Here is a 21,086-nt window from a genome sequence, read left to right on the forward strand (position 1 = left end):
AGCATGCATATGCTTTCAGAACATCAGGGCGATTGCCTCCGGCAGTGAATGCACACCTCCATGAGACGCTCTCACAAGTTCCGGGGACAACCTCCATCGCGACACTCCCGGCCTGTTCAGGGGATCGCTCCGGCCCTGCGGCGTCTGGCGCGCGCCGGTTCGTTCACGTTCCTGCTGGCCTTGTCCTGTCTGCTCTGCCTGCACCCGGCGCAGGCTTCCAATTCTCAAAGCTCCTCCCACGGCCAGACGTCTCTGATCCGACTGCAACTGAAGTGGAAGCATCAGTTCCAGTTCGCCGGGTATTACGCCGCCATCGAAAAGGGTTTCTTTGCCAGGGAGGGCCTGCGCGTCGAGCTGCTCGAAGGCGTTCCCGGCTTCACGCCCTCCGAGCGCCTGTTCACCGGACAGGCCGAGTACGCGGTGGATTCCACGGCCATACTCCTCCAGCGCCAGAAAGGCCGGAAAGTGGTGGCTCTGGCGGCCATATTCCAGCACTCCCCCAACATCGTCATGACCCGGCGCGACAGCGGCCTCACCACGCCGCAATCCCTGATGGGCAAGCGCATCATGTTCACCGACCCCACAGACCCCGAATGCCACGCCATGCTGGCCAACGAGGGCGTCTTCCCCAAGGACTACACCGTGCTCCCCCATACCTGGAGCATCGACGCCCTAGTGAACGGCACAGTGGACGCCATGTCCGCCTACCTCACCAACGAACCGTTCCTCATGGAACAGCGCGGGGTCGCTCCAGGCGTCATCTTCCCCAACCAGTATGCAGTTGACTTCTACGGGGATTGCCTGACCACGTCCGAGGCCGAAATAACCGAGCATCCGCGCAGGGTCGAAGCCTTCCTGCGCGCCGTGAACGACGGCTGGCGCTATGCCATGGCCAACCCCGAGGAGATCGCGAACCTGATCCTGGCGCGCTATCCCACCTCGAAATCCCGCCAGGAACTGCTGTTCGAGGCCGAGGCCATGCGCAAGCTGATTCTTCCCGACATGGTGGAGATCGGGCACATGAACCCGTCGCGCTGGAAACACATCGCGCAGACCTACGAACGCCTGGGCATGCTCCCCGCCGATTTCAACATGGAGGGGCTTCTGTATCCCGAATTCAAGCAGGCCAGGGAGGAGCGCGACCGGCTTACCGTGAACATCTTCCTGGCGGCCACCGGCGCGATGGCGGTGCTCGCGGCCGCGGGCGGCGTGGTCCTGCTGGTCTTCAACAAGCGCCTGAGCCGCATGGTCGCCGAGCGCACCCGGGAACTGGAACAGTCCCGCGATTTTTTCCAGAACGTCATCAACAGCACCTCCGACCCCATTTTCGTGAAGGACGCGGAGCACCGCTACGTGCTGACCAACGACTCGACCGCGCTGTTGTTCGGCAGGAAACCCCAGGACGTCGTCGGGCTCACGGACTTCGATATCTTCCCGCAGGAACACGCCCTAGCCATCAGGGTGAAGGACGAGGCCGTCAGGGACAGCGGGCGCGAAGACCTCTTCGAGGAATGCCTGCCCGACAGCACCGGAGCTATGCGCAACTTCCTGACCAGGAAAACCCCCTACACCGACAGCTCCGGCAGGGCCTTCATCCTCGGCGTGGTCCGCGACATCACGGAATTCAAGCGCATGCAGGACATGGTGGTCCAGGCCGAAAAGATGATGTCGCTTGGCGGGCTGGCCGCCGGAATGGCCCACGAGATCAACAATCCGCTGGGCATCGTCATGCAGTCCGCCCAGAACCTGCATCGCCGCCTCTTCGAAAGCCTGGACGCCAACCGGCAGGCCGCCGAAGAGCTGGGCCTGGATCGCGACGCCATGACGGCCTACATGCGCCAAAGGGGCATCCTGGACGCGGTAAGCGACATCCGGGAGGCCGGGCAGCGGGCTGCGGCCATCGTCAAGAACATGCTGGAGTTCAGCCGCAAGAGCGAATCAGGGAAAGAGCCATGCGACCTCGCGGCCATCACCGAGAACGTCCTGGGCATCGTCTCCAGCGACTACGACCTCGCCAAGCGCTATGATTTCAAAAAGATCGACATCAGGAAGGACTATTCCCCGCAATCCTTCCCGGTGCCCTGCTCGCGCACCAAGATCGGACAGGTCATCCTGAACATCCTCAAGAACGCCGTGCAGGCCATGTCCGCAAACACGCAGGCCGCCGCGCCCAGGCTGTCCATACGGATACGGCCGGAAGGCGATTTCATGCGACTGGACCTGGAGGACAACGGCCCCGGCATGGACGAAGCCGTGCGCAAGCGCATCTTCGAGCCGTTCTTTACCACCAAGGGCACGGGCGAAGGCACGGGACTTGGCATGTTCGTGTCCTACAGCATCGTCAGCGAACACCACGGCGGACAACTGCTGGTGGATTCAGCCCCCGGCCAGGGGACCACCTTCTCCATCCTGCTGCCGCGCGAACCCGCCGCCTAGTGTGGCGTCCTCAAATAACGTTCATACAATTTACAAGCACAAACCAAGAGAACTATTGACTTTTTATAAACATGCTCATGTATTTCAAAGCCGCGTCACTAGGGCGCGGTTGAGCCACGCGGCCATCGGCTTCTCTGATTCTCGCCACTCCCCGGATGCTTTCCAGAAGAGGCATACTTCCTGAGATACGTCCTCCCTTGCATTAGAAACACGCTCACCATCGCTATCATGCGACTCGCTGCCAACGGAACGCGTCCACCTTGACGGTGTGGATAAGTATGGATATATTTTTCTTCTATGAATAGCAGGGACGTGATCCAGGCACTTGAAGCCGAGGGTTGGAAGCATGTGCGCACCACCGGGAGCCATTGGCACTTCAAGCACGGCACCCGCCCGGGGATCGTCACTGTGCCCCACCCGAAAAAGGACCTGCCCCTGGGCACGATCAGAAGCGTTGAAAAACAGTCGGGGGTAAATCTGCGCGGGTCGCGATTTTGAAAACAGTATCGTGCCCAGGTGTTACATCCTGGCTCGCATCAACTGCTTTCGCGGACGCATCGCGAGGAGAAGATATGAGCGCATATATCGGAATTATCCATAAGGAAGCTGACAGCGACTTCGGGGTGAGTTTTCCCGACTTCCCTGGTTGCATCACCGCAGGAAGCGACATGAACGAAGCTGCTTCAATGGCCAAAGAGGCCCTGGCAGGGCATGTCGCCCTGCTGGCTGAAAATGGGGAAAACGTCCCGGCGCCGTCGAGCCTGGACGCCGTGCAAGGCCATGAGTTCGCCGCCGGGGCGGTGGCCTACATTGTGGTGGATGTGCCTGTCGCCCCACGCCGCGCGGTGAAGGTGAGCATCACCATCCCGGAAGACGATCTGGTCTCCATCGACCGTTACGCCAAGGCCCATGGGATGGCCCGCAGCACGTTCCTGGTGCAAGCGGCAAGGTCGGTGATGCACGGTTGATGGGACGGCTTTTGTTCAGCACCCGGCCAGGGGACCACCTTCTCCATCCTGCTGCCGCGCGAACCCGCCGCGTAAGGCGCGAACACTCCACTTCCGCCTGAATCAAGGAGGATTCCATGAATCGCCGCGAATTCATCGAGACAGGAGCCGTCCTGGCCGCCAGCGCCGTATTGGCCGCGAGCGTGGCACCCCCCGGCGTGGCCTCGGCCCAGGCGCAGGACATGCCTCTCCCCCCGCCCCGGACCACCGGCGGCAAGCCCCTCATGGACGCCCTCATGGAGCGGCGCTCCACCAGGCGTTTCGCCCCCAAAGCCCTTGAGCCGCAGGTCCTGTCCGACCTGCTGTGGGCGGCCTTCGGCATCAACCGTACCGATGGCTCGAACAAGCGCACCGCACCCTCCTGGAAGAACCGCCAGGAGATGGCCGTCTATGTGGCCATGCCGACCGGTCTGTTCCGCTACGACGCCAAGCGCCACGCCCTGGCCCCGGTCTCTGGCAAGGACCTGCGCGCGCTGACCGGCAAGCAGGACTTCGTGGCCACGGCTCCCCTGAACCTCATTTATGTGGTCGATTTCGCGCAGATGAGCGAGGCCTCGCCTGAAGAACGGATGTTCGTCGCAGGGTGCGACTCCGGGTCCATCTTCCAGAACGTCTACCTGGCCTGCGCCTCGCTGGGGCTGGTTACGGTGGTCCGGGCCAACGCGGACAAGTCCGCCCTGGCCAGGGAAATGAACCTCGGCGCGGACCAGATGGTCACGCTGGCGCAGACGGTGGGGTACCCGGCGGGATAAACGCCGGGGAGCGTGCCGGAGGGGAAATCAGGGCCTTTCCTTCAGGAGATCCACCAGTTCGTCCACGCTGCGCACGATGGCCTCGCAGCTGGCGTGGATCATGGCGTTGACGCACGCGCCCGGAACGTCTCCGGCCCGGCGGAAGTCGGTCCTGACGCCGACGACGGGGATGCCCCTGGCGTGGGCGTAGCCGATCTCCCAGGCGGTGCCGTCGTCCACCTGGGGACCGTCGAGCAGGGCCACCACCAGGCCGCAGGCGGCCAGGGCGTCCCGGCAGTCTGTCATGATGACGCGCGGGGCGTCCGCTCCCCATTTGGCGATCTCGTCCTGGTCGAACAACTCGAAGGGCCAGATGACCGTATGGCCGGTCTCGACCTCGATGCGGGCTTTCGTGGCGCGGTGCCACTGCCGATCGGCTTGCGAAAAAAGTGGTCCGGCTAGATAGATGGTAGGCATGACGGTCCTTTGCCAGGGAGAGGCCGTCCAGACAAGAGGCCTTTGGCCTGATTGGGCGCTAGGCCCCTGACAGGCGGGCTGTCACGGAAATTCCTTCCGGAGCAGTTCCATCACCCTTGCCGAAGCGGCTTCCAGCCCCTGGAAGAACTCCCCGGCCAGCGCGGGGTTCATGCTCCTCCCCGCCTGTTCGATGTCCAGCGCGCACTGCCGGACCGCCGCCGCCCCGATCACTCCGGAGGCCCCCTTGAGGGCGTGGGCGGATTCCACAAGCTGTGTATGGTTCCTGTCGATCAGGGCTTGCCGTATTTCAGCAACCCGCCGGGGCAGTTCCCTCTTGAAGACCTCCACCAGATTGCCATGAAGCTCAGGCTTGGACGCAAACTGGGATGCTGCCCACGCCCTGTCCAGGTCCGGCAATCCCGTATCGGCTTGTTGCGGCCCGCACGCTGCGTCGGGGGGCAGGGCTCCCCCGCTCATGGCCAGTTCCACTGCCCGAATCAGTTCATCCAGCTCCACCGGCTTGGCGACGTAGCCATTCGCACCTGCAGCCAGGAACCGCTCCCGGTCGCCCTTCAGGGCGTGGGCGGTCATGGCCACGATGGGGATGTCCGGGTCGAACGCGCCCGACCGGGAGGACCTGATGATCCTGGTGGCTTCCAGCCCGTCCATCACCGGCATGGAGATGTCCATGAGGATCAGGTCGTAGCGCCCGGCGCCCAGCATCTCCACGGCCTGCTTCCCGTTGGCGGCGATGGCCACAGTATGCCCGGCATCCTTCAGGAAGGTCTCGGCGAACATCTGATTCATCCGGTCGTCCTCTGCCACGAGTATCCGTAGAGGCATGTTCCCCCCGATTCCGGCGGCTCCGGATGAAACGGCCCCTGCGGCCGTGCCGCACGCATCGCCCCCCGAGGGCTGGAGCGCGAACACCGCCGTGAACTTGAACGTCGCGCCCTTGTCCGGCTCGCTCTCCACCCATATGTCGCCGCGCATCATGCCGATGAGCTTCTTTGAGATGGCCAGCCCGAGCCCGGTGCCGCCAAAAAGCTTGGTGGTGGAGGAATCCGCCTGGGTGAAGCTCTCGAAGATGGTCTCCAGCTTGTCCTTGGCGATGCCTATGCCTGTATCGCGCACCATGAACAGCAGGCGGGTCATTTGCACGCGGGCCTCGCCCCCCTCTTCGGCCTGGACGGGCGGCTGCGGCCAGACCGACAGCTCCACCACCCCCTTCCGGGTGAACTTCAGGGCGTTGCCCACCAGGTTCACGAGAACCTGGCGCAGGCGCCCGGGATCGCCCTGGAGCGTGTCCGGCACTATCGCGTCAACGTGGAGCTTCAAGGCCACGCCTTTGTTCTGGGCCTGATGGGCGAAGCTCTTCATGATCTTGTCCAGCAGGGGACGCAGCGCGAAACGGTCGGATTCCAGGTCGAGCCGCCCTGCCTCGATTTTGGAAAAATCCAGCACGTCGTTTATGATCTGCATGAGCGAGGCTCCTGCGTCCATGACGCCTTCGAGGAACTCGCGCTGCTCGTCGGAGAGGTCACGGCGCAGCACCAGCTTGGTCAGGCCCAGGATGGCGTTCATGGGGGTCCTGATCTCGTGGCTCATGTTGGCCATGAACTCGCTCTTGGCCTTGCTGGCCGCCTCGGCGGCGTCCTTGGCCCGCTGGAGTTCGTCCCTTATGCGTTTGCGCTCCGTGATGTCCACGATCAGGCCGTCGTAGGCGGCCACGCTGCCAGAGGCGTCCCGCCTGGGGACGAGGGTGGTGGATATCCAGCGGACGCTGCCGTCCTTGTGGAATATGCGGTGCTCGAACTCGGCCCCCCCCTCGTCGGAGAGCGCCCGCAGGGAGCAGTCCATGACCGCCGCCCGGTCTTCGGGGTGGATCATCTTGTGCCAGAGATAGGGGTCCGCGTCGTATTCCTCGGCGGTGTAGCCGGTTACCGCCTCGCACCCGGAGCCATGGATCGTGCGGACGGCCTCCCCCGCGTCGAGCGTGACCGTGTAGATGTAGCTGGTCACAGAACCCAGCAGGCGACGGTAGCGGGCCTCGCTGTCCTTGAGCGCCTGCTCCGCCATTTTGCGCTCGGTGATGTCTATGATCAGGGCCAGCTTGGAGGTGGTGCCGTCGGCGTGGTAGATGGGGGTGTTGGCGTTGTAATACCAACGCCCGAACTGCTCGTTGAACATCTCCCAGCGGACGGTTTCGCCCTTCATGACCCGGTCGTTCACACACCAGGGACAGGCAGAATCCCGACCATGCAGCGCCTTGTGGCAGTTTTCTCCGGTTGCGTCGCGTCCCAGGAGCGCTATCAGCGCCTGATTCATGAAGGTGATGCGGAAATCGGCGGAGCAGATGTAGATCATGCCGTAGAAGGCAGTGACGATGGCCCGGTGCTTTTCCTCGCTTTCACGAAGCGCCTGTTCGATGCGCTTTCTGCGGGTGATGTCTTCGTACGCGCCGAGTACCCCCCGTATTGCGCCGTCGGCATCGTACAGGGGGACCTTGGTGGTCCGCAGCCATATCTGATTTCCATCGGGAGTGGTCTGGGGTTCTTCGTAGCCGAGCTTGCCCATGCCGCTGGCCAGCACTGCGCGGTCGTCGGCCCGGTAGGCGTCGGCTTGTTCGGTCCAGGCCATCTCGAAGTCGTTTTTGCCGATGAGGGCGTCGGGGGAGTCGAACCCCGCGTCGGCCGCGAATGGCTTGTTGCAGCCCAGGTAGTTCAGGTCGGCGTCCTTCCAGAATACCCTGACCGGCAGGGCGTCCAGCACCTGATTGAGCATGACGCGCGATTCGCGCGCATCCAGACCCAGGTCCGGGACCAAGCCATGGGGACGGCTGGATTCGGCTTGCGGGCCACGGGCCAGGGCCAGCTCCAGTTCGGCAATACGAACCCTGGCTGCCGCAAGCGCGGCTTCCAACTCCTCGCGGGACGTCGTTTCCATGAGAAATCGCCTTCCCTGTGCGCCTGCGCGCCTGACCAGCCTGTATGAGGGGGGGCATGCGACTCTATCGTCTCAATACCCCAGAGCACACGGCTCCTGCAACAGCCCAAACCGAAAAAGGGTTCCAGACGTTACGTCTGGAACCCTTGAATTCTCGTGGCTCCCCGGGGGTGACTCGAACACCCAACATTCTGATTAACAGTCAGACGCTCTGCCGATTGAGCTACCGGGGAACAGAAGGCCGACACGGTTTCCCGTGCCCGCTTGACGTTGCGCTGTGGCGCCTCGCGTCGCGGAAAGACGGTTTATGAAAACAGGCCCCTCGCGTCAACCATTTTTTTTCAAAATTTTTCCGTTTCTTGACGCTCCCAGGGTTTTGACTTAGGGCATGCCGATTCCTTTCGTCCCTCTTTTCGACCACGGAGAGTTCCTTTGGCATCCCAAGACAAGCCTCGCCGGCGCGAGTACAAGCTGCCCGTTAAATCGGATAAGGTCGAGCGGTTCCATCCCCTGCTCGACGCCCTGGCCAACCGCGATGAACTCAACGAGGTCATCAAGAACCGGGTGGCCAAAGCCTGCCAGTACCTCGACGCGGAAATCCCGCTCTATCCCAACGACTTCGTCAAAACCGACGACCTCGGGCACACCCTCACGGACCACGACGCCCTGGACGAGGAAGCCCTCCAGGCCCTGGACCGGGTCTTCTCCGTGGCAGGCCGGATCGTGGCCATGCGCTCCTTCGGCAAGGTGGCGTTCTTCCACATCCAGGACGCCTCCGCCCGGCTCCAGTGCTACGCCGCCCGCGAAGACATGGGTGAGGCGGCCTACGGCCTTTTCAAGAAGCTGGACATCGGCGACGTGGTCGGCGTGACCGGGAAGCTGTTTCGCACCAAGACCGGCGAGCTGACGCTTTCAAGTTCCACCGTGCGCCTGCTCACCAAGTCCATGCGCCCCCTGCCGGAGAAGTACCACGGCCTGAAGGACATGGAGATCCGCTACCGCCAGCGCTACGTGGACCTGATCGTCACCCCGCGCACCGCCGAGATTTTCAAGATACGCACCCGGATCGTCTCCGGCCTGCGCCGCTTCCTGGACGAGCGCGGCTTCGTCGAGGTGGAGACGCCCATGATGCAGGCCATACCCGGCGGCGCATCGGCCAAACCCTTCCTGACGCACCACAACGCCCTGGACCTCCAGCTCTACATGCGCATCGCGCCGGAGCTGTACCTGAAGCGCCTCCTGGTGGGCGGCTTCGAGAAGGTCTACGAGATAGGCCGCAACTTCCGCAACGAGGGCATCTCCACCCGGCACAACCCGGAATTCACCATGTGCGAGTTCTACTGGGCCTACGCCCGGTTCGACGACCTCATGGACCTGACCGAACAGATGTACGCCACCCTGGCCCAGGACGTGTGCGGAACCACAAAGATCACCTACCAGGGCCAGGACATCGACCTTACCGCCGGCACCTGGCAGCGCGTGCAGTTCCACGAGTCCCTGGAGAAAATCGGCGGCGTGTCCCCGGGTATCTACACCGACTACGAAGCCTGCAAGGCCCACGTGCTCAAGCACGGCGAGAAGGTCCTCAAGGGCGAGAAGCTCGGCAAGCTCCAGGCCAAGCTCTTCGACCTGTTCGTGGAGCCCAAGCTCATTCAGCCGCACTTCATCTACGGCTACCCCACGGACATCTCGCCCCTGTCCCGGCGCAACGAGGCCAACCCCGACGTGACCGACCGCTTCGAGCTCTTCATCTGCGGGCGCGAAATGGGCAACGCCTTCTCGGAGCTGAACGACCCCGTGGACCAGCGCCTGCGCTTCGAGGAGCAGGTGGCCGAAAAGGACGCAGGCGACGACGAGGCCCATTACATGGACGAGGACTACGTCCGCGCCCTGGAGTACGGCATGCCGCCGGCGGCAGGCCAGGGCATCGGCATCGACCGTCTGGTCATGCTGCTGACCGACTCGGCCTCCATCCGCGAGGTCATCCTGTTCCCCCTGCTGAAACCTGAGAGCGTCGCGACCGAATGAAATTCGAGCTGTTCATCGCCCTCCGGTATCTGCTCACCAAGAGGGAGCACTCCTTCATCTCGGTGATCTCGCTCATGTCCGTATTGGGCGTGGGCCTTGGAGTGGCGGCGCTCATCGTGACCATGGCCGTGATGACCGGGTTCTCCACGGAGTTTCGCGACAAGCTCCTGGGCCTGTCCTCCCACGTCATCACCGGCGTGGCCGGGGCTCCGCTGCGCAACTATCCGGCCCAGATGGAGAAGGTCGCCAATGTCGAGGGCGTCACCGCCGTCACCCCGGTGGTGTACTCCGAGGTGATGCTCTCCAAGGCGGGAGCGCCCAAGGGCGTGATCCTGCGCGGCATCGACCCGGCGAGCGCCCGAAACGTCCTGACGCTGCACAAGGACATGGTGGAGGGCGACGACCAAGCCCTGTCCAGGGCGTCCGAAGTCCCGCCGATCCTCCTGGGCTCCGAGCTGGCCTCGCGCCTGGGCGTGGCCGTGGGCTCCACGGTGAACGTGCTCACCCCGTCGCTTCGCGGCTCGGCCGTGGGCTTCACCCCCAAGGTGAAGATCTTCCAGGTGGCAGGCATCTTCAAGACCCACATGTTCGAGTACGACTCCTCCTCGGCCTTCATCTCCCTGGCGGCGGCGCAGGAGATGCTCGGCTTCAAGTCCGACGCCGTCCTGTACCTGGACGTGCGCCTGAAGGACCCAGACAAGGCCCCGGAAATCTCCAACGAGATCGTCAAGGCCCTGGGCGGCATGCCCTACTACGCCCGCACCTGGATCGACATGAACGGCAACATCTTCGCCGCGCTGAAACTCGAACAGCTGGGGCTCTTCGTGGTGCTCATGATGATCGTGCTGGTGGGGTCGTTCTCCATCATCACCTCGCTTGTGCTCCTGGTGATGGAGAAAACGCGCGACATCGCGATACTCATGTCAATGGGCGCCACGGCGGACGCCATCCGGCGCATCTTCCTGCTCCAGGGCAGCATCATCGGCGCGGTGGGAACGCTCATGGGCCTCACGCTCGGCGTGTCCGTGGCGCTCCTGCTGAAAGAATTCCAGTTCATCAAGCTGCCGCCGGGCGTCTACCCCATGGACACCCTGCCGGTGGCGCTGGTGTGGTCGGACATGGCCATCATCGCGGCCACGGCCTTCGTGCTCTGTTTTCTCTCGACCCTGTATCCGGCGAGCAAGGCCGCCTCTCTTAAACCTGTGGAGGCCCTGCGCCATGACTAGGCCGCTGTACTCGCTTCGCGGCCTGGGCAAGGACTACGCCGGTCCCGAAGAGCCCGTGCGCATCCTGGGCTCCATCGACCTGGACATCCTCCCCGGTGAATCCCTTGCGATCCTGGGCGCTTCCGGCTCAGGAAAGTCCACGCTGCTGCACATGCTGGGGGCGCTCGACACGCCCACCCGGGGCACGGTGGAGTTCGACGGCAAGGACATCTCCAGGCTGCGCCCCGCCGAAGCGGCCCAGCTGCGCAACCGCGACATAGGGTTCGTGTTCCAGTTCCACCATCTGCTGGCGGAATTCACGACCCTGGAAAACGTGGCGATGCCGGCCTTTATCGCAGGCATCGACAAAGACGAGGCACTGGAGAAAGCCCGGCGCGCATTGGTGCTTTTAGGGCTTGAACAAAGGTTGCTTCACAGGGTAACAACGCTGTCCGGCGGGGAGCGTCAGCGCGCCGCCATAGCCCGTGCCGTGTTGCTGGACCCGAAGGTCCTGCTTGCGGACGAACCCACAGGCAATCTCGACGAAGCAACCGGAGAGCGTGTCGGCGAAATGCTGGCCTCGCTCAACGGTGATCTTGGCATGACTCTGGTGGTGGTCACCCACAACCAAAACCTGGCCCGACTCATGGGCCGACGGATGGAACTGCATGGTGGAGAACTCTCTGCGCGGCCCTAAGCGTACCGGTCTGACCCTCGCCTTTCTCGCCACCCTGCTCCTGTGCCTCACCGGGCAGGCCTTCGCCCAGGCCGGCGCAGGCAAGGTGCTGGTGTTGCCCTTCGCGGTCAACGCCCCCGGCGACAAGGAAACGTTACGCAAAAGCGTCAGCCAGCTCTTGGTCGAACGCCTGAAACAGCAGGGCGTGGCCGTGGTGGATTCCGCCGCGGCCGCTTCAGCTTTGAAGGGCAAAAAGGAAGTGACTTCCGCTTCCGAAGCCCGGCAGGCCGCCCGGCAGGCCGGAGCGGCGCTGGCCGTGTTCGGCACGGTGAGCCAGGTGGGCGAAGCCATCTCCATCGACGCCAAGACCGTCAGCGCCTCCGGCTCCGACGAACCGGCAGCGATCGTCGTCACCCGTCCCGGCGTCATGGCCCTGCCCTCCGCCGTGGATGAGCTGGCCCAGAAGATCAAGCCCGACGTCGCCCCCTCCGCTTCCGGCATGAAGGTCGTGGAGCTTGACGTGGAAGGCAACAACGCCCTGGAAAAGGACGTGGTGCTCCTCAAGGTCAAGACCCAGGTGGGCGACCCCTTCGACTCCAAAACCGTCAACGAGGACCTGAAACGACTCGTTGAACTCGGCTACTTCGACGACGTGCAGATCCGCGTGGACGACATGCGCGGCGGAAAGCGCGTGGTGTTCGTGGTCAAGGAAAAGCCGCGCATCCAAGCCATCAGCGTGGTGGGCAACGACGAAATCAAGAAGAGCGACATCCAGGAGGCCATGGGCACCAAGGCAGGCTCGGTGCTCAACATGCAGGTGCTGGCCGACGACCTGGAAAAAATCCGCGAGCTCTACCGCAAGAAAGGCTACTACCAGACCACCGTGGACTACAAGCTGGAGCAGACCGACCCGCGTCTGGCCAGGCTGAACATCGTGATCAAGGAAGCCAAGAAGCTCTACATCAAGAAGATCGTCTTCCAGGGCGTCAAGCAGGTCGACACCTCCGATCTGAAAGACCAGATGGGCCTCAAGGAGAAGAACTTCCTCTCCTGGATGCTCCAGACCGGCGTCCTCAAGGAAGAGCTGCTCGACCGCGACTCCGCCGCCATCGAGAACTACTACACCAACCGGGGCTTCATCGACGCCCGCGTGGGCCAGCCCCAGGTGGACATCGCCGACGACGGCATCACCATCACCATCCAGGTGGAGGAAGGCGACCGCTACAAGCTGGGCAACGTGGGCTTCAAGGGCGATCTGCTGCTTGACGAGGCCAAGCTGCGCGAGCTCTCCAAGCTGGACGCCGCCTCCAAGAAGAAAGACTACTTCGACCGCTCCATGGTCCGCGACGACATGACCAAGCTGAACGAAGCCTACTCCGACATGGGCTACGCGTTCGCCGAGACCGACATCGACATGCAGAAGCGCGGCGACGAAAAGATCGTCGACGTCACCTACATCCTGAGCAAGGGCCAGAAGGTCTACGTCCGCCGCGTCACCGTGGAAGGCAACGACCGCACCCGCGAGAACGTCATCCGCCGCGAGCTGCGCCTCTCCGACGGCGACCTGTTCTCCGGCACCAAGCTCAAACGCTCCAACGAGCGCCTGAACAAGCTGGACTACTTCGAGAAGGTCGACGTGGAGACCGTCCCCACCGAGAACCCCGCCGAGGTCGACATCCGCGTCAAGGTCAAGGACAAGAACACCGGCTCCATCTCCGCCGGCGTCGGCTACTCCACCTACGACTCCGTGTTCGTGGGCGGCTCCGTCGAAGAGCGCAACCTCTTCGGCAAGGGCTACGGCGCGCAGTTTCAGGGCATGTTCTCGGGCATCACCAACCGCTTCGTGCTCTCCTTCACCAACCCCGCCGTCTACGACTCGCAGCTCTCCGCTGGCGTGGACGCCTTCAGCACCTTCCGGGCCTACTCGGACTACTACAAGCAGTCGCAGGGCGGCATGCTCCGCTTCGCCTACCCCCTGGGCGAATACACCAACCTTCGCTTCGACTACCGCCTCACCCGCGACGACGTGTACCACACCAACCCCCTGGCCTCCTACGTCATCCAGGAATCCAAGGGCATCCACTGGACCAGCGCGGTCATCGTGGGCGCCTCGCGCGACACCACCGACAGCCGCACCAAGCCCACCAAGGGCACCATCAACGAGCTTTCCCTCGAATACGCCGGTCTCGGCGGCGACCGGGGCTACGTCAAGACCTACTACGCCTTCAACTACTACTACCCCCTGTTCTGGGATACGGTCTTCCACGCCCGCGCCCAGACCGGCTTCCTCTTCCAGAACGGCTTCGGCGACATCCCCGTCTTCGAACGCTTCTACCTGGGCGGCATCGGCAACGTCCGCGGCTACGAGACCGACAAGATCTCCCCCAAGGACCACCGCACCGGCGAGCGTATCGGCGGCGACACCACCTACTTCGCCAACCTGGAGTACATCTTCCCCATCAGCAAGCAGTACGGCGTCTACGGCCTGGGCTTCTTCGATGCCGGTAACTCCATCTGGCGCATGCGCGACGGTTTCGACATCTCGTTCATGAAGTCCGTCGGCGCTGGCATCCGCTGGTTCTCGCCCATGGGCCTGATCCGGGTCGAAGGCGGCTACGCTCTGGACAACATCCAGAACAACCAGCAGAAGTTCCAGATCGGCTTCACCATGGGCAATACGTTCTAACTAGGGCTTGACTTTCACTGCAAAAGGGTATGTGAGCATCGCCGTGCCACCGGGAAGGACCTGGGCTTGGCACCGCGAACCGCCAGGATACACAAGGAGAATGAGAAAAATGCGTAATGTGCTGAAATATGTGCTGCTTGCCACCGTTATCGTCGCCATGCCCATCCTGGCCAACGCCGCAGACAAGGTCGGCGTCGTGAGCTCCGACGAAGTTCTCCAGAACTCCGAAGTTGGCAAGAAGACCATGGCTGACCTCAAGGCCAAGGTCGAAAGCAAGGAGCGCGACATCCAGCGCCAGAACGAAGAGATCAAGCGCCTCGGCGAGGATTACCAGAAGAAGAGCGCCGCCCTGTCCGCCGAAGCCCGCGCCAAGGCCCAGTCCGAACTGGAGACCAAGGCCCGTAAGATGATGGAAGACCAGCAGGGCTTTGCCCAGCAGCTCGACGTCGAACAGAAGAAGCTCATGGAGCCCCTGTTCAAGGTGTTCACCCAGGTCGTCGGCGACTACGCCAAGAAGAACGGCTTCTCGCTCATCATCGACAAGCGCGCCGCCCTCTACTACGGCGCCGGCCTCGACGTGACCGCCGACATCACCAAGGACTTCGACGCCGCTGCCAAGCGCTCGAAATAGTCACACGCTCATCAACAGGCGGCTCCCTGCCGGGAGCCGCCTTTTTTTTACCCTACAGGAGGCGACATGGCCCAACTGCCCATACCCGTCACCGAAATTCTCAAGCTCCTTCCGCACCGCTACCCGTTCCTGCTGGTGGACCGCGTCCTCGCCTACGAGAAGGACTCCTCCCTCACCGCCATCAAGAACGTCACATTCAACGAGCCCTTCTTTCAGGGGCACTTCCCGGACAAGCCCATCATGCCAGGCGTCCTCATCCTGGAAGCCATGGCCCAGGCTGGCGGACTGCTGCTCGGCCTGTCGCGCGAAGGGCTCGGCGACAAGCTGTTCATGTTCACCGGCATCAACAATGCCAAGTTCAGGCGGCCCGTGGTGCCCGGCGACCAGCTGACCCTGGAATGCTTCGAGGCCAAGCAGAAGCTCAGCCTCTGGCGCATGAAAGGCCGCGCCACTGTCAACGGTGAGTTGGCCTGCGAAGCCGAATTGACCGCCGCCATCGTCGATAGAGATAAGATGTAGGGGAGAGATGGGGCGCTGCCCCATACCCCGGCGGGCTCCGCCCTGCACCCGCCAGGGGAGAAGCCTCCCCTGGACCCGGCTTTCCGCTTCGCGTCGTCTGCGGGAGTATTGAGCTGTCAGGGTTGGTGCTGGAGGCTGTCCCGTTCGTGTCCTTGCGGGCGGGCTAGAACCGATTTGAAGACGATTCGTCGCCCGCCCGCAAGGCCCCGACCGGGACAACCCCCAGCACCTGCTGAAAGCACGCTCAGCCGCGCAGAATGCACTTTCTACGCGACGAAACGCGAGTGAATGCTGAGAAGCAGGTGGAAGTCAGAAGCATTCAAGTCAGTAGATCTCGCCAGCCCCCGCCGAAGACGACAAAGAAAAATAAAGACCTGAAGCGCAGCTTTGCGCGCTTCAGGTCTTTTTATTGGCTCAATACTGATTCGTAGCAGGACGTTACGCGAAGCCCACTGAGGGTCCAGGGGGATCATCCCCCTGGCGGGTGCAGGGCGGAGCCCGCCGGGTCAAGGGCAGAGCCCTTGCGGGTCCAGGGCGGAGCCCTGGCAGCTTCCCGGCTACTTGCTGATTTCCTTCAGGGCGTCGGCCACGCGCTTGCCATCGGGCATCTTGGCCTCGGGGTTTACGGCGATCAGCCCTTTCCAGGCGACGATCGCTCCGGGGGTGTCTTTCAGGTCGAAGAGCTTCACCACGCCGATGTTCAGGCGCGACTGCTCGTGCTTGGGGTCGAGCGACGCGGCCTGCTCGAATGCCTTCAGGGCGTCCTCGGTCTTGTTCATCATGCGCAGCATCACGCCCATGTCGGTCCAGACATTGGGCTGGTTGGGTTTCAAGGCCAGGGACTTCTGGTAGGCCATGACGGAGCGCTCGGGCAGTTCCGCGTCAAAGTAGGTGTCGCCGAGCTTGGCCCATACCACGGGGTCGTTGGGCGATTTGGCGGCCTGGTCTTCCATGGCCTTGGCCTGGGCCATGAGCGGCGATGTCATGGGGTTGCCGCCCTGCTGGCCGGGCATCCCGCCAGGCATGCCCGGGGGCATCTGGGGAGACGCGGAAGACTGTTGCATGCCGGGCTTGCCGCCTTGCAGCGCGTCCTGGTTGAAGACGACCACAGCGCCCTGCCAACCCATGAAAACGCCTGCCATAAGCATGGCCACGGCGAACACGGCCGCATTGCGTTTGAGAACCATGCCCTGCGGCGGCTGGGCGTGCTGCTTGTCCTGCGGGGCGGCCTTGGTCTTCTTCATGCTATCTCCTCGGGTGTGTTTGGTGCGTGTGCTGCTTAATGGACGGCTACTGGGCGGGCTGGCTCATACCCTTGCCGTACTTGGGATTCAGCGCCGCCTTGGACAGGAAGTAGTCCACGGTGAGCTTCTTGTTGCGGTAGATCTTGTCCCAATAGTAGTTGGGCGGGTCCTTCCAGACCAGCCGGTCCTTGACGCCGTCCTGGAAGACGGCCTCCACCGCCGGGTCGGGGCAGTTGGCCGTGCCGCCTTGCAGGGTGACCACGGCCACAAAGGTAAGCGACTTGAAGGTCTCGCGCAGGTCCTTGGAGAGCAGCCGCGACACGTAGCGGCTGTCCAACTCGGTGACGCTGGAGAGGTCGATGTCGCCCCGGAACTCTGCCTTGTCCGGCCCGAGCACTTTCCAGGAACGCGACGAGAAGAAGGCGTAGTTGTCGAGGGCCTGCCCCAGGGGCACGGAGGCGTTGAACTTGAGCTTGGCGTCCTTGAAGGGAGCGGCGTCGCCGGAATCTGCGGAGGGAGTTCCAGGCGATGCGGTTGACGCAGGGGACGGCGTGAACGTGGGGTTCAGGTCCTTGATGTCCAGCTTGCCAAGCGGCAGCGTGAACACCGGAGCCTGATCGTTGAAGATGAGCATCTGGCCCACGATCTCCACGGTCAGCTTGCGTTCCACGGCCTGGTCCAGCGCGGCGCGGGTGGCGGGCGGGAAGAACTCGCGGTCGCCGATGACGATAAGCTTGTTGTTGGCCAGGAACAGGCGGTAGACGCTGGCCTGTCCATCGGTGACCACGGCGACCTTGCCGCTGCGGGTGACCTGCATCTCCTTGATAAGCCGTGCCTGGGCCGACTCGTTCAGGGGACCGGCGAATAGAGCGATGGCCAGTGCTGCCAGCAGGATTAGACGTCTCATATGCGGGTTCCTCGTCGGTTAGAAGCCTGTGGCCGCCACGGGAGTGCCCCCGGGCGCGGACGCCTCCAGGTCGATTCGCGCCTCCAGGGCGGCCATGCACCGCTCAGCCAGGGCCTGGGCCCCGGCGGTGGTCAGGTGGACGCCGTCGCGGGCGCGCAAGGTGGCCCCTGCCTCAACGTCGGGCTTGGAAAAGGCGAAGCCGCCGCTGGAATCTGCGAACAGCGCCCAGGTGTCCACGAAGTGGCAGTCGCGCCCGGCGGCCATCACCTTGCGCACCAGCGCGTTGATGTGCCTGAGGTCGCGGCTCAAGTCCGGGTCGGCCATGACGGGCGCGCCCATCCAGAAAACCGTGGCCGTGGGATTGTGGGCGCGGATGATGTCCACGATGCGCTGGACGCGCCCCATGTAGGTCCGGTTCCACTCCGGCGTGCCGTAGGCAATCTGGGAACCGTCCTGCATGCGCAGGTGTTTGTTGTCGTTTGTGCCGAGCATGACCACCACGGCGTCTGGCCGATAGCGCCGGGCCAGATCCTCCATATGGCGGTCCCAGTCGAAGAAATCGGGGCGGGCAAGCCCGGAGGAGACCTTGCCAAGCTTGGCAAAGCCCAACTTGGGGCGCGAGGCCAGGTTCTTCTCGAGTTCCGAGGCCAGCCCGATGGACAGGGAATCCCCGGCCACGGCCAGGGTGTTTATCTGGCGGCGGGGCAGACGGTTGGAGAAAAGGTCCTTGGGACCAAGCTTGGGACGCTCCAGGGCGGCCAGGGCCTGGGATTTGCGGTTGGACTTGGCGAAGGCCGAGTTCTCGCCTCCGTCCAGACCGGCGCACCCGCCCAGCAGCACCCAAACCAGAACCAGCGACAGCTTGCGGAAAAAGGATGAAAAACGCATTGCGCCTCCGTGTGACCCCAAAAGGGGCCGCCGTCAAGGCCGGAAGAGCCTACTGGGGGCTGACCGGAGCCGCGTGCGCGGCCTGGGCCACCTGTTTCGCCCCCTTGGGACGAAGCTCGATGACCTCTTCCACGTCACGCAGGAACGCCTTGACGATGATGTCTCCGCCCGCCGTGGAGAAATGAACCTTGTCCCCCTCGCGCACCCGGACCCTGTGTCCAGCGGCGTCCTGGATGTGCTGGGCGTAGCTGCCCTGCGGCCCCGCGAGGAGCTCCCAGGTTGAGAGGAAACGGCCATGGGAGGAACCCTGGCAGGCCGCGCGCACAATGGCGTTCAGGGCGCGGCTCTTGTCCGAGAGTTCCTGGTCGCCCATGACGGGCAGACCAATCCAATACGACGTCACGCCGCGTTCGTCCATGATTGAAAGAAATTTTGCTAGCCTGGCTTCGTATGCGGCGCGGCGCTTGTCGGCTGCGGCCGCCGGTTCCGGGGCTTCCGGGTCCAGGCTCAGGTACTTGGCGTCGTTGGCCCCCATCATCACCACCACCAGTTTGGGGTCGTACTCGGCCATGAACTGACGCAGGGCCTGCTCCCAGTTGTAGTACTGGGGGTTCTGGAGCCCGCTTGCGATCTTGCCCTTGGGAATCATGGTCAGCCCGTCGAACTCCTTGAGGGCCTTCTCCAGGCTGACGGCCAGGGTGACGGCCAGGGAGTCGCCCACCACCAGCACGTTGCAGGGCGGGATCAGCTTGGGCTGGGCCTTGGCGGGCTGCTGCCCGGACGGGCCGGAGTCTGTCGGCGCATCGAGAGAGGCAGAGGCCAGGGACACTCCCGAGGGGGCCGGAGGCGCTGCGTCCACCAGGGCTGCCTCGTGGCAGCGGTAGGTTTTTTTGTATGTGCCGCCGAACATGCCCGAGGTGGAGCAGTCCAGGGCCAGTCCCATGCCGGTGAGCCCCATGGCCGAATGCAGGGACTCGCCGACGTTCACCACTGCGGCCAGCCCCTCGGGCAGGCCGTCCGCGAACTTTCCGGCCAGCCAGGGCTCTATCCGGTCGAACTGCAGGAGCACCCCGATGGCCAGGGCTGCCGCGTATATCGCTATGATGCGTCCGCCTTTCATGGAACCGAACACCTCTCGCCTAGAATGAAAAATAAATGAACGGCAGCACGCCGTCGGGTCCCATGCGAACGATCAAGGCCCCAAGCACTCCAAGGGCGGCGGCCATGGCCGGAGCCGGAAGGCGCGACAGCCCCGCCGGACAGGTGCGCAGCCAGTTCAGCCGGAATGTCTGGAAGCCGATCACTCCAAGGGTGATCGCCGTGAGGGTCACGGTAGGCCCGGTTCCTGCGGAATCAAAGCTGACGATGCGCGCCAGCACCTGGGAGGCGGTGGCGAAATCCGGAGCAGCGAAGAACACCCAGGCCAGGGTGACGAACCCGAAGGTGCAGGCCCAGAAGGCGGCGTCGCGAACGCGCGCCTGCCAGCCCGTGAGCGTGGCGCCCACGCGCCCGGCCAACGCGTGCGTGACCATGAGCCCCACCCCGTGCAGCGCGCCCCAGGCCAGGAAGGTCAGGCTCGCTCCGTGCCACAGCCCGCCAAGCCCCATGGTGAGGAGCAGGTTCAGGTTGCGCCGCACCGGCCCGCAACGGCTGCCGCCCAACGGGATGTACAGGTAGTCGCGCAGCCAGGTGGACAGGCTTATGTGCCAGCCCTGCCAGAACTCGCGCAGGTTGCGCGCCTTGTAGGGCTGGTTGAAGTTGTCGGGCACGCGAAGCCCCATGAGCCCGGCCAGCCCCTGGGCCAGGTCGGAGTAGCCGGAGAAGTCGCAGTAGATCTGGGCGCTGTAGCCCATCACGCCCACCAGCGCACCGAGGCTTGAGAAGTCGTCCGGGGCGCTGAACAGCTGGCGGGTGACGTGCTCTGATATGTAGCTGGACAGGGCCACCTTCTTGAAGAGCCCCACGATGATCAGCCAGAAGGCCTGGTTGGCGTCGGTCCAGGACGGAGCGGCGGCGCGCAGCTGCGGGATGAAATCCCTGGCGCGCAGGATCGGCCCTGAGAGTACTGTGGGGAAGAAGGCCATGAACAGGAGCACGTCCAGGGGAGAGCGCACGACTTCGCCCGGGCGGCGGTACACGTCCACCACGTAGCCGATGCCCTGGAAGGTGAAGAAGGAGATGCCCACGGGCAGGACGATGGCCAGCTCCGGCAGCACTCCTGTAAGTTCCGCCGCAAGCCCGTAGTACTTGAAGAAGCACAGCTCCCCCAGCACCACGGCCAGATAAGCGGCCACAAGACTCTTGGCCTTCCGGGACGGCGGCTGTCCGCCCTCCTCGCGGGCCAGATGCGCCAAGCCAAGGGCCGTGCCCCAGGTGGCAAGGCTGACGCCCAGCAGCAGGAGCGCGAATCCGGCATGGAAGCCCGCATAAAAAATATACGACGCTGCCAGCAGAAGAGCACGGAACACTGTGGAATATGGACGAAGGGTCCAGGCCAGGGCCAGGACGATCAGGAAAAAGGCTGCGAATTCGAGGCTAAGAAGCTGCATGGCGGCGAGAGGCGAAAATCATGATGAAATCCTGCGATGGTTCCTGAAAACGATGGGCTTGACGCAGCCTCGCGTGTGTTACACTCTTTCAAACGCGCCAGACCTTGCAGGTGCGGAGCGCTACACCAAACATATCAACAAAATCAGACGGTTGAA

17 protein-coding genes and 1 tRNA gene are annotated in these 21,086 nt (G+C 63.5%); 10 read left to right on the top strand and 8 right to left on the bottom strand.

Annotation, left to right across the window (positions count from 1 at the left end; translation table 11 throughout):
- The first annotated feature begins 60 nt into the window (after positions 1 to 60).
- The 4 genes from G453_RS26495 to G453_RS0114735 all read left to right on the top strand — a co-directional run bounded on the left by G453_RS26495 (position 61) and on the right by G453_RS0114735 (position 4,195).
- A complete protein-coding gene (locus G453_RS26495; RefSeq protein WP_169725343.1) occupies positions 61 to 2,436 on the top strand; it encodes an ABC transporter substrate-binding protein in 2,376 nt (791 codons plus the stop codon).
- 297 nt (positions 2,437 to 2,733) lie between these two features.
- Complete coding sequence (locus tag G453_RS27320) at positions 2,734 to 2,934, top strand: type II toxin-antitoxin system HicA family toxin (RefSeq protein ID WP_084502386.1); 201 nt, start codon at positions 2,734 to 2,736, stop codon at positions 2,932 to 2,934.
- Positions 2,935 to 3,008: 74 nt separating this feature from the next.
- Positions 3,009 to 3,404: a type II toxin-antitoxin system HicB family antitoxin gene (locus G453_RS0114730; RefSeq protein ID WP_027191669.1), complete on the top strand. Its 396-nt coding sequence runs from the start codon at positions 3,009 to 3,011 to the stop codon at positions 3,402 to 3,404.
- Between the two features lie 116 nt (positions 3,405 to 3,520).
- Entirely contained in the window at positions 3,521 to 4,195 is a 675-nt protein-coding gene (locus tag G453_RS0114735; protein WP_027191670.1) for a nitroreductase family protein, read from the top strand.
- Positions 4,196 to 4,222: 27 nt separating this feature from the next.
- On the opposite strand, the gene G453_RS0114740 is transcribed toward G453_RS0114735, so the two are convergent.
- From G453_RS0114740 to G453_RS0114750, 3 genes are all read right to left on the bottom strand, one after another.
- Complete coding sequence (locus tag G453_RS0114740; RefSeq protein WP_027191671.1) at positions 4,223 to 4,651, bottom strand: nucleoside 2-deoxyribosyltransferase; 429 nt, start codon at positions 4,649 to 4,651, stop codon at positions 4,223 to 4,225.
- Positions 4,652 to 4,732: 81 nt separating this feature from the next.
- Positions 4,733 to 7,597 (bottom strand): PAS domain S-box protein, encoded by a 2,865-nt coding sequence (locus G453_RS26500; protein ID WP_051272469.1) that lies wholly within the window; start codon positions 7,595 to 7,597, stop codon positions 4,733 to 4,735.
- A gap of 157 nt (positions 7,598 to 7,754) precedes the next feature.
- Positions 7,755 to 7,830: transfer RNA gene (locus G453_RS0114750), tRNA-Asn, on the bottom strand.
- A gap of 199 nt (positions 7,831 to 8,029) precedes the next feature.
- Here G453_RS0114750 and lysS point away from each other — a divergent pair.
- From lysS to fabZ, 6 genes are all read left to right on the top strand, one after another.
- Positions 8,030 to 9,625 carry a lysine--tRNA ligase gene (lysS, locus tag G453_RS0114755; protein ID WP_027191672.1) on the top strand — a complete coding sequence of 532 codons (1,596 nt, stop codon included), beginning with the start codon at positions 8,030 to 8,032 and terminating at the stop codon, positions 9,623 to 9,625.
- Complete coding sequence (locus G453_RS0114760) at positions 9,622 to 10,851, top strand: ABC transporter permease (RefSeq protein WP_027191673.1); 1,230 nt, start codon at positions 9,622 to 9,624, stop codon at positions 10,849 to 10,851. The genes lysS and G453_RS0114760 overlap by 4 nt, the downstream gene beginning before the upstream one ends.
- Positions 10,844 to 11,527 (top strand): ABC transporter ATP-binding protein, encoded by a 684-nt coding sequence (locus G453_RS0114765; RefSeq protein WP_027191674.1) that lies wholly within the window; start codon positions 10,844 to 10,846, stop codon positions 11,525 to 11,527. The genes G453_RS0114760 and G453_RS0114765 overlap by 8 nt, the downstream gene beginning before the upstream one ends.
- Positions 11,499 to 14,192: an outer membrane protein assembly factor BamA gene (gene bamA, locus G453_RS0114770; protein WP_027191675.1), complete on the top strand. Its 2,694-nt coding sequence runs from the start codon at positions 11,499 to 11,501 to the stop codon at positions 14,190 to 14,192. The genes G453_RS0114765 and bamA overlap by 29 nt, the downstream gene beginning before the upstream one ends.
- Before the next feature lie 109 nt (positions 14,193 to 14,301).
- On the top strand, positions 14,302 to 14,823 hold the full coding sequence (locus tag G453_RS0114775; protein ID WP_051272470.1) for an OmpH family outer membrane protein: 522 nt from the start codon (positions 14,302 to 14,304) through the stop codon (positions 14,821 to 14,823).
- Positions 14,824 to 14,889: 66 nt separating this feature from the next.
- A complete protein-coding gene (gene fabZ, locus G453_RS0114780; RefSeq protein WP_027191677.1) occupies positions 14,890 to 15,342 on the top strand; it encodes a 3-hydroxyacyl-ACP dehydratase FabZ in 453 nt (150 codons plus the stop codon).
- A 557-nt stretch (positions 15,343 to 15,899) separates the two neighbouring features.
- On the opposite strand, the gene G453_RS26505 is transcribed toward fabZ, so the two are convergent.
- From G453_RS26505 to G453_RS0114805, 5 genes are read right to left on the bottom strand one after another with little or no spacing between them, the layout of a single operon-like run.
- Positions 15,900 to 16,586, bottom strand: a complete 687-nt coding sequence (locus G453_RS26505; RefSeq protein ID WP_027191678.1) for a tetratricopeptide repeat protein — start codon at positions 16,584 to 16,586, stop codon at positions 15,900 to 15,902.
- A gap of 46 nt (positions 16,587 to 16,632) precedes the next feature.
- The gene (locus tag G453_RS0114790) at positions 16,633 to 17,493 is read right to left on the bottom strand and encodes a hypothetical protein (protein WP_027191679.1); all 861 of its coding nucleotides are present in this window, start codon (positions 17,491 to 17,493) and stop codon (positions 16,633 to 16,635) included.
- Positions 17,494 to 17,511: 18 nt separating this feature from the next.
- The gene (locus G453_RS24345; RefSeq protein ID WP_051272471.1) at positions 17,512 to 18,381 is read right to left on the bottom strand and encodes an SGNH/GDSL hydrolase family protein; all 870 of its coding nucleotides are present in this window, start codon (positions 18,379 to 18,381) and stop codon (positions 17,512 to 17,514) included.
- Positions 18,382 to 18,430: 49 nt separating this feature from the next.
- The gene (locus G453_RS26510; RefSeq protein ID WP_156920948.1) at positions 18,431 to 19,501 is read right to left on the bottom strand and encodes a DUF459 domain-containing protein; all 1,071 of its coding nucleotides are present in this window, start codon (positions 19,499 to 19,501) and stop codon (positions 18,431 to 18,433) included.
- A 19-nt stretch (positions 19,502 to 19,520) separates the two neighbouring features.
- Positions 19,521 to 20,930 (bottom strand): MBOAT family O-acyltransferase, encoded by a 1,410-nt coding sequence (locus G453_RS0114805; RefSeq protein WP_027191680.1) that lies wholly within the window; start codon positions 20,928 to 20,930, stop codon positions 19,521 to 19,523.
- Between the last annotated feature and the right edge of the window lie 156 nt (positions 20,931 to 21,086).

This window comes from Fundidesulfovibrio putealis DSM 16056 (assembly GCF_000429325.1).
GTDB lineage: Bacteria > Desulfobacterota > Desulfovibrionia > Desulfovibrionales > Desulfovibrionaceae > Fundidesulfovibrio > Fundidesulfovibrio putealis.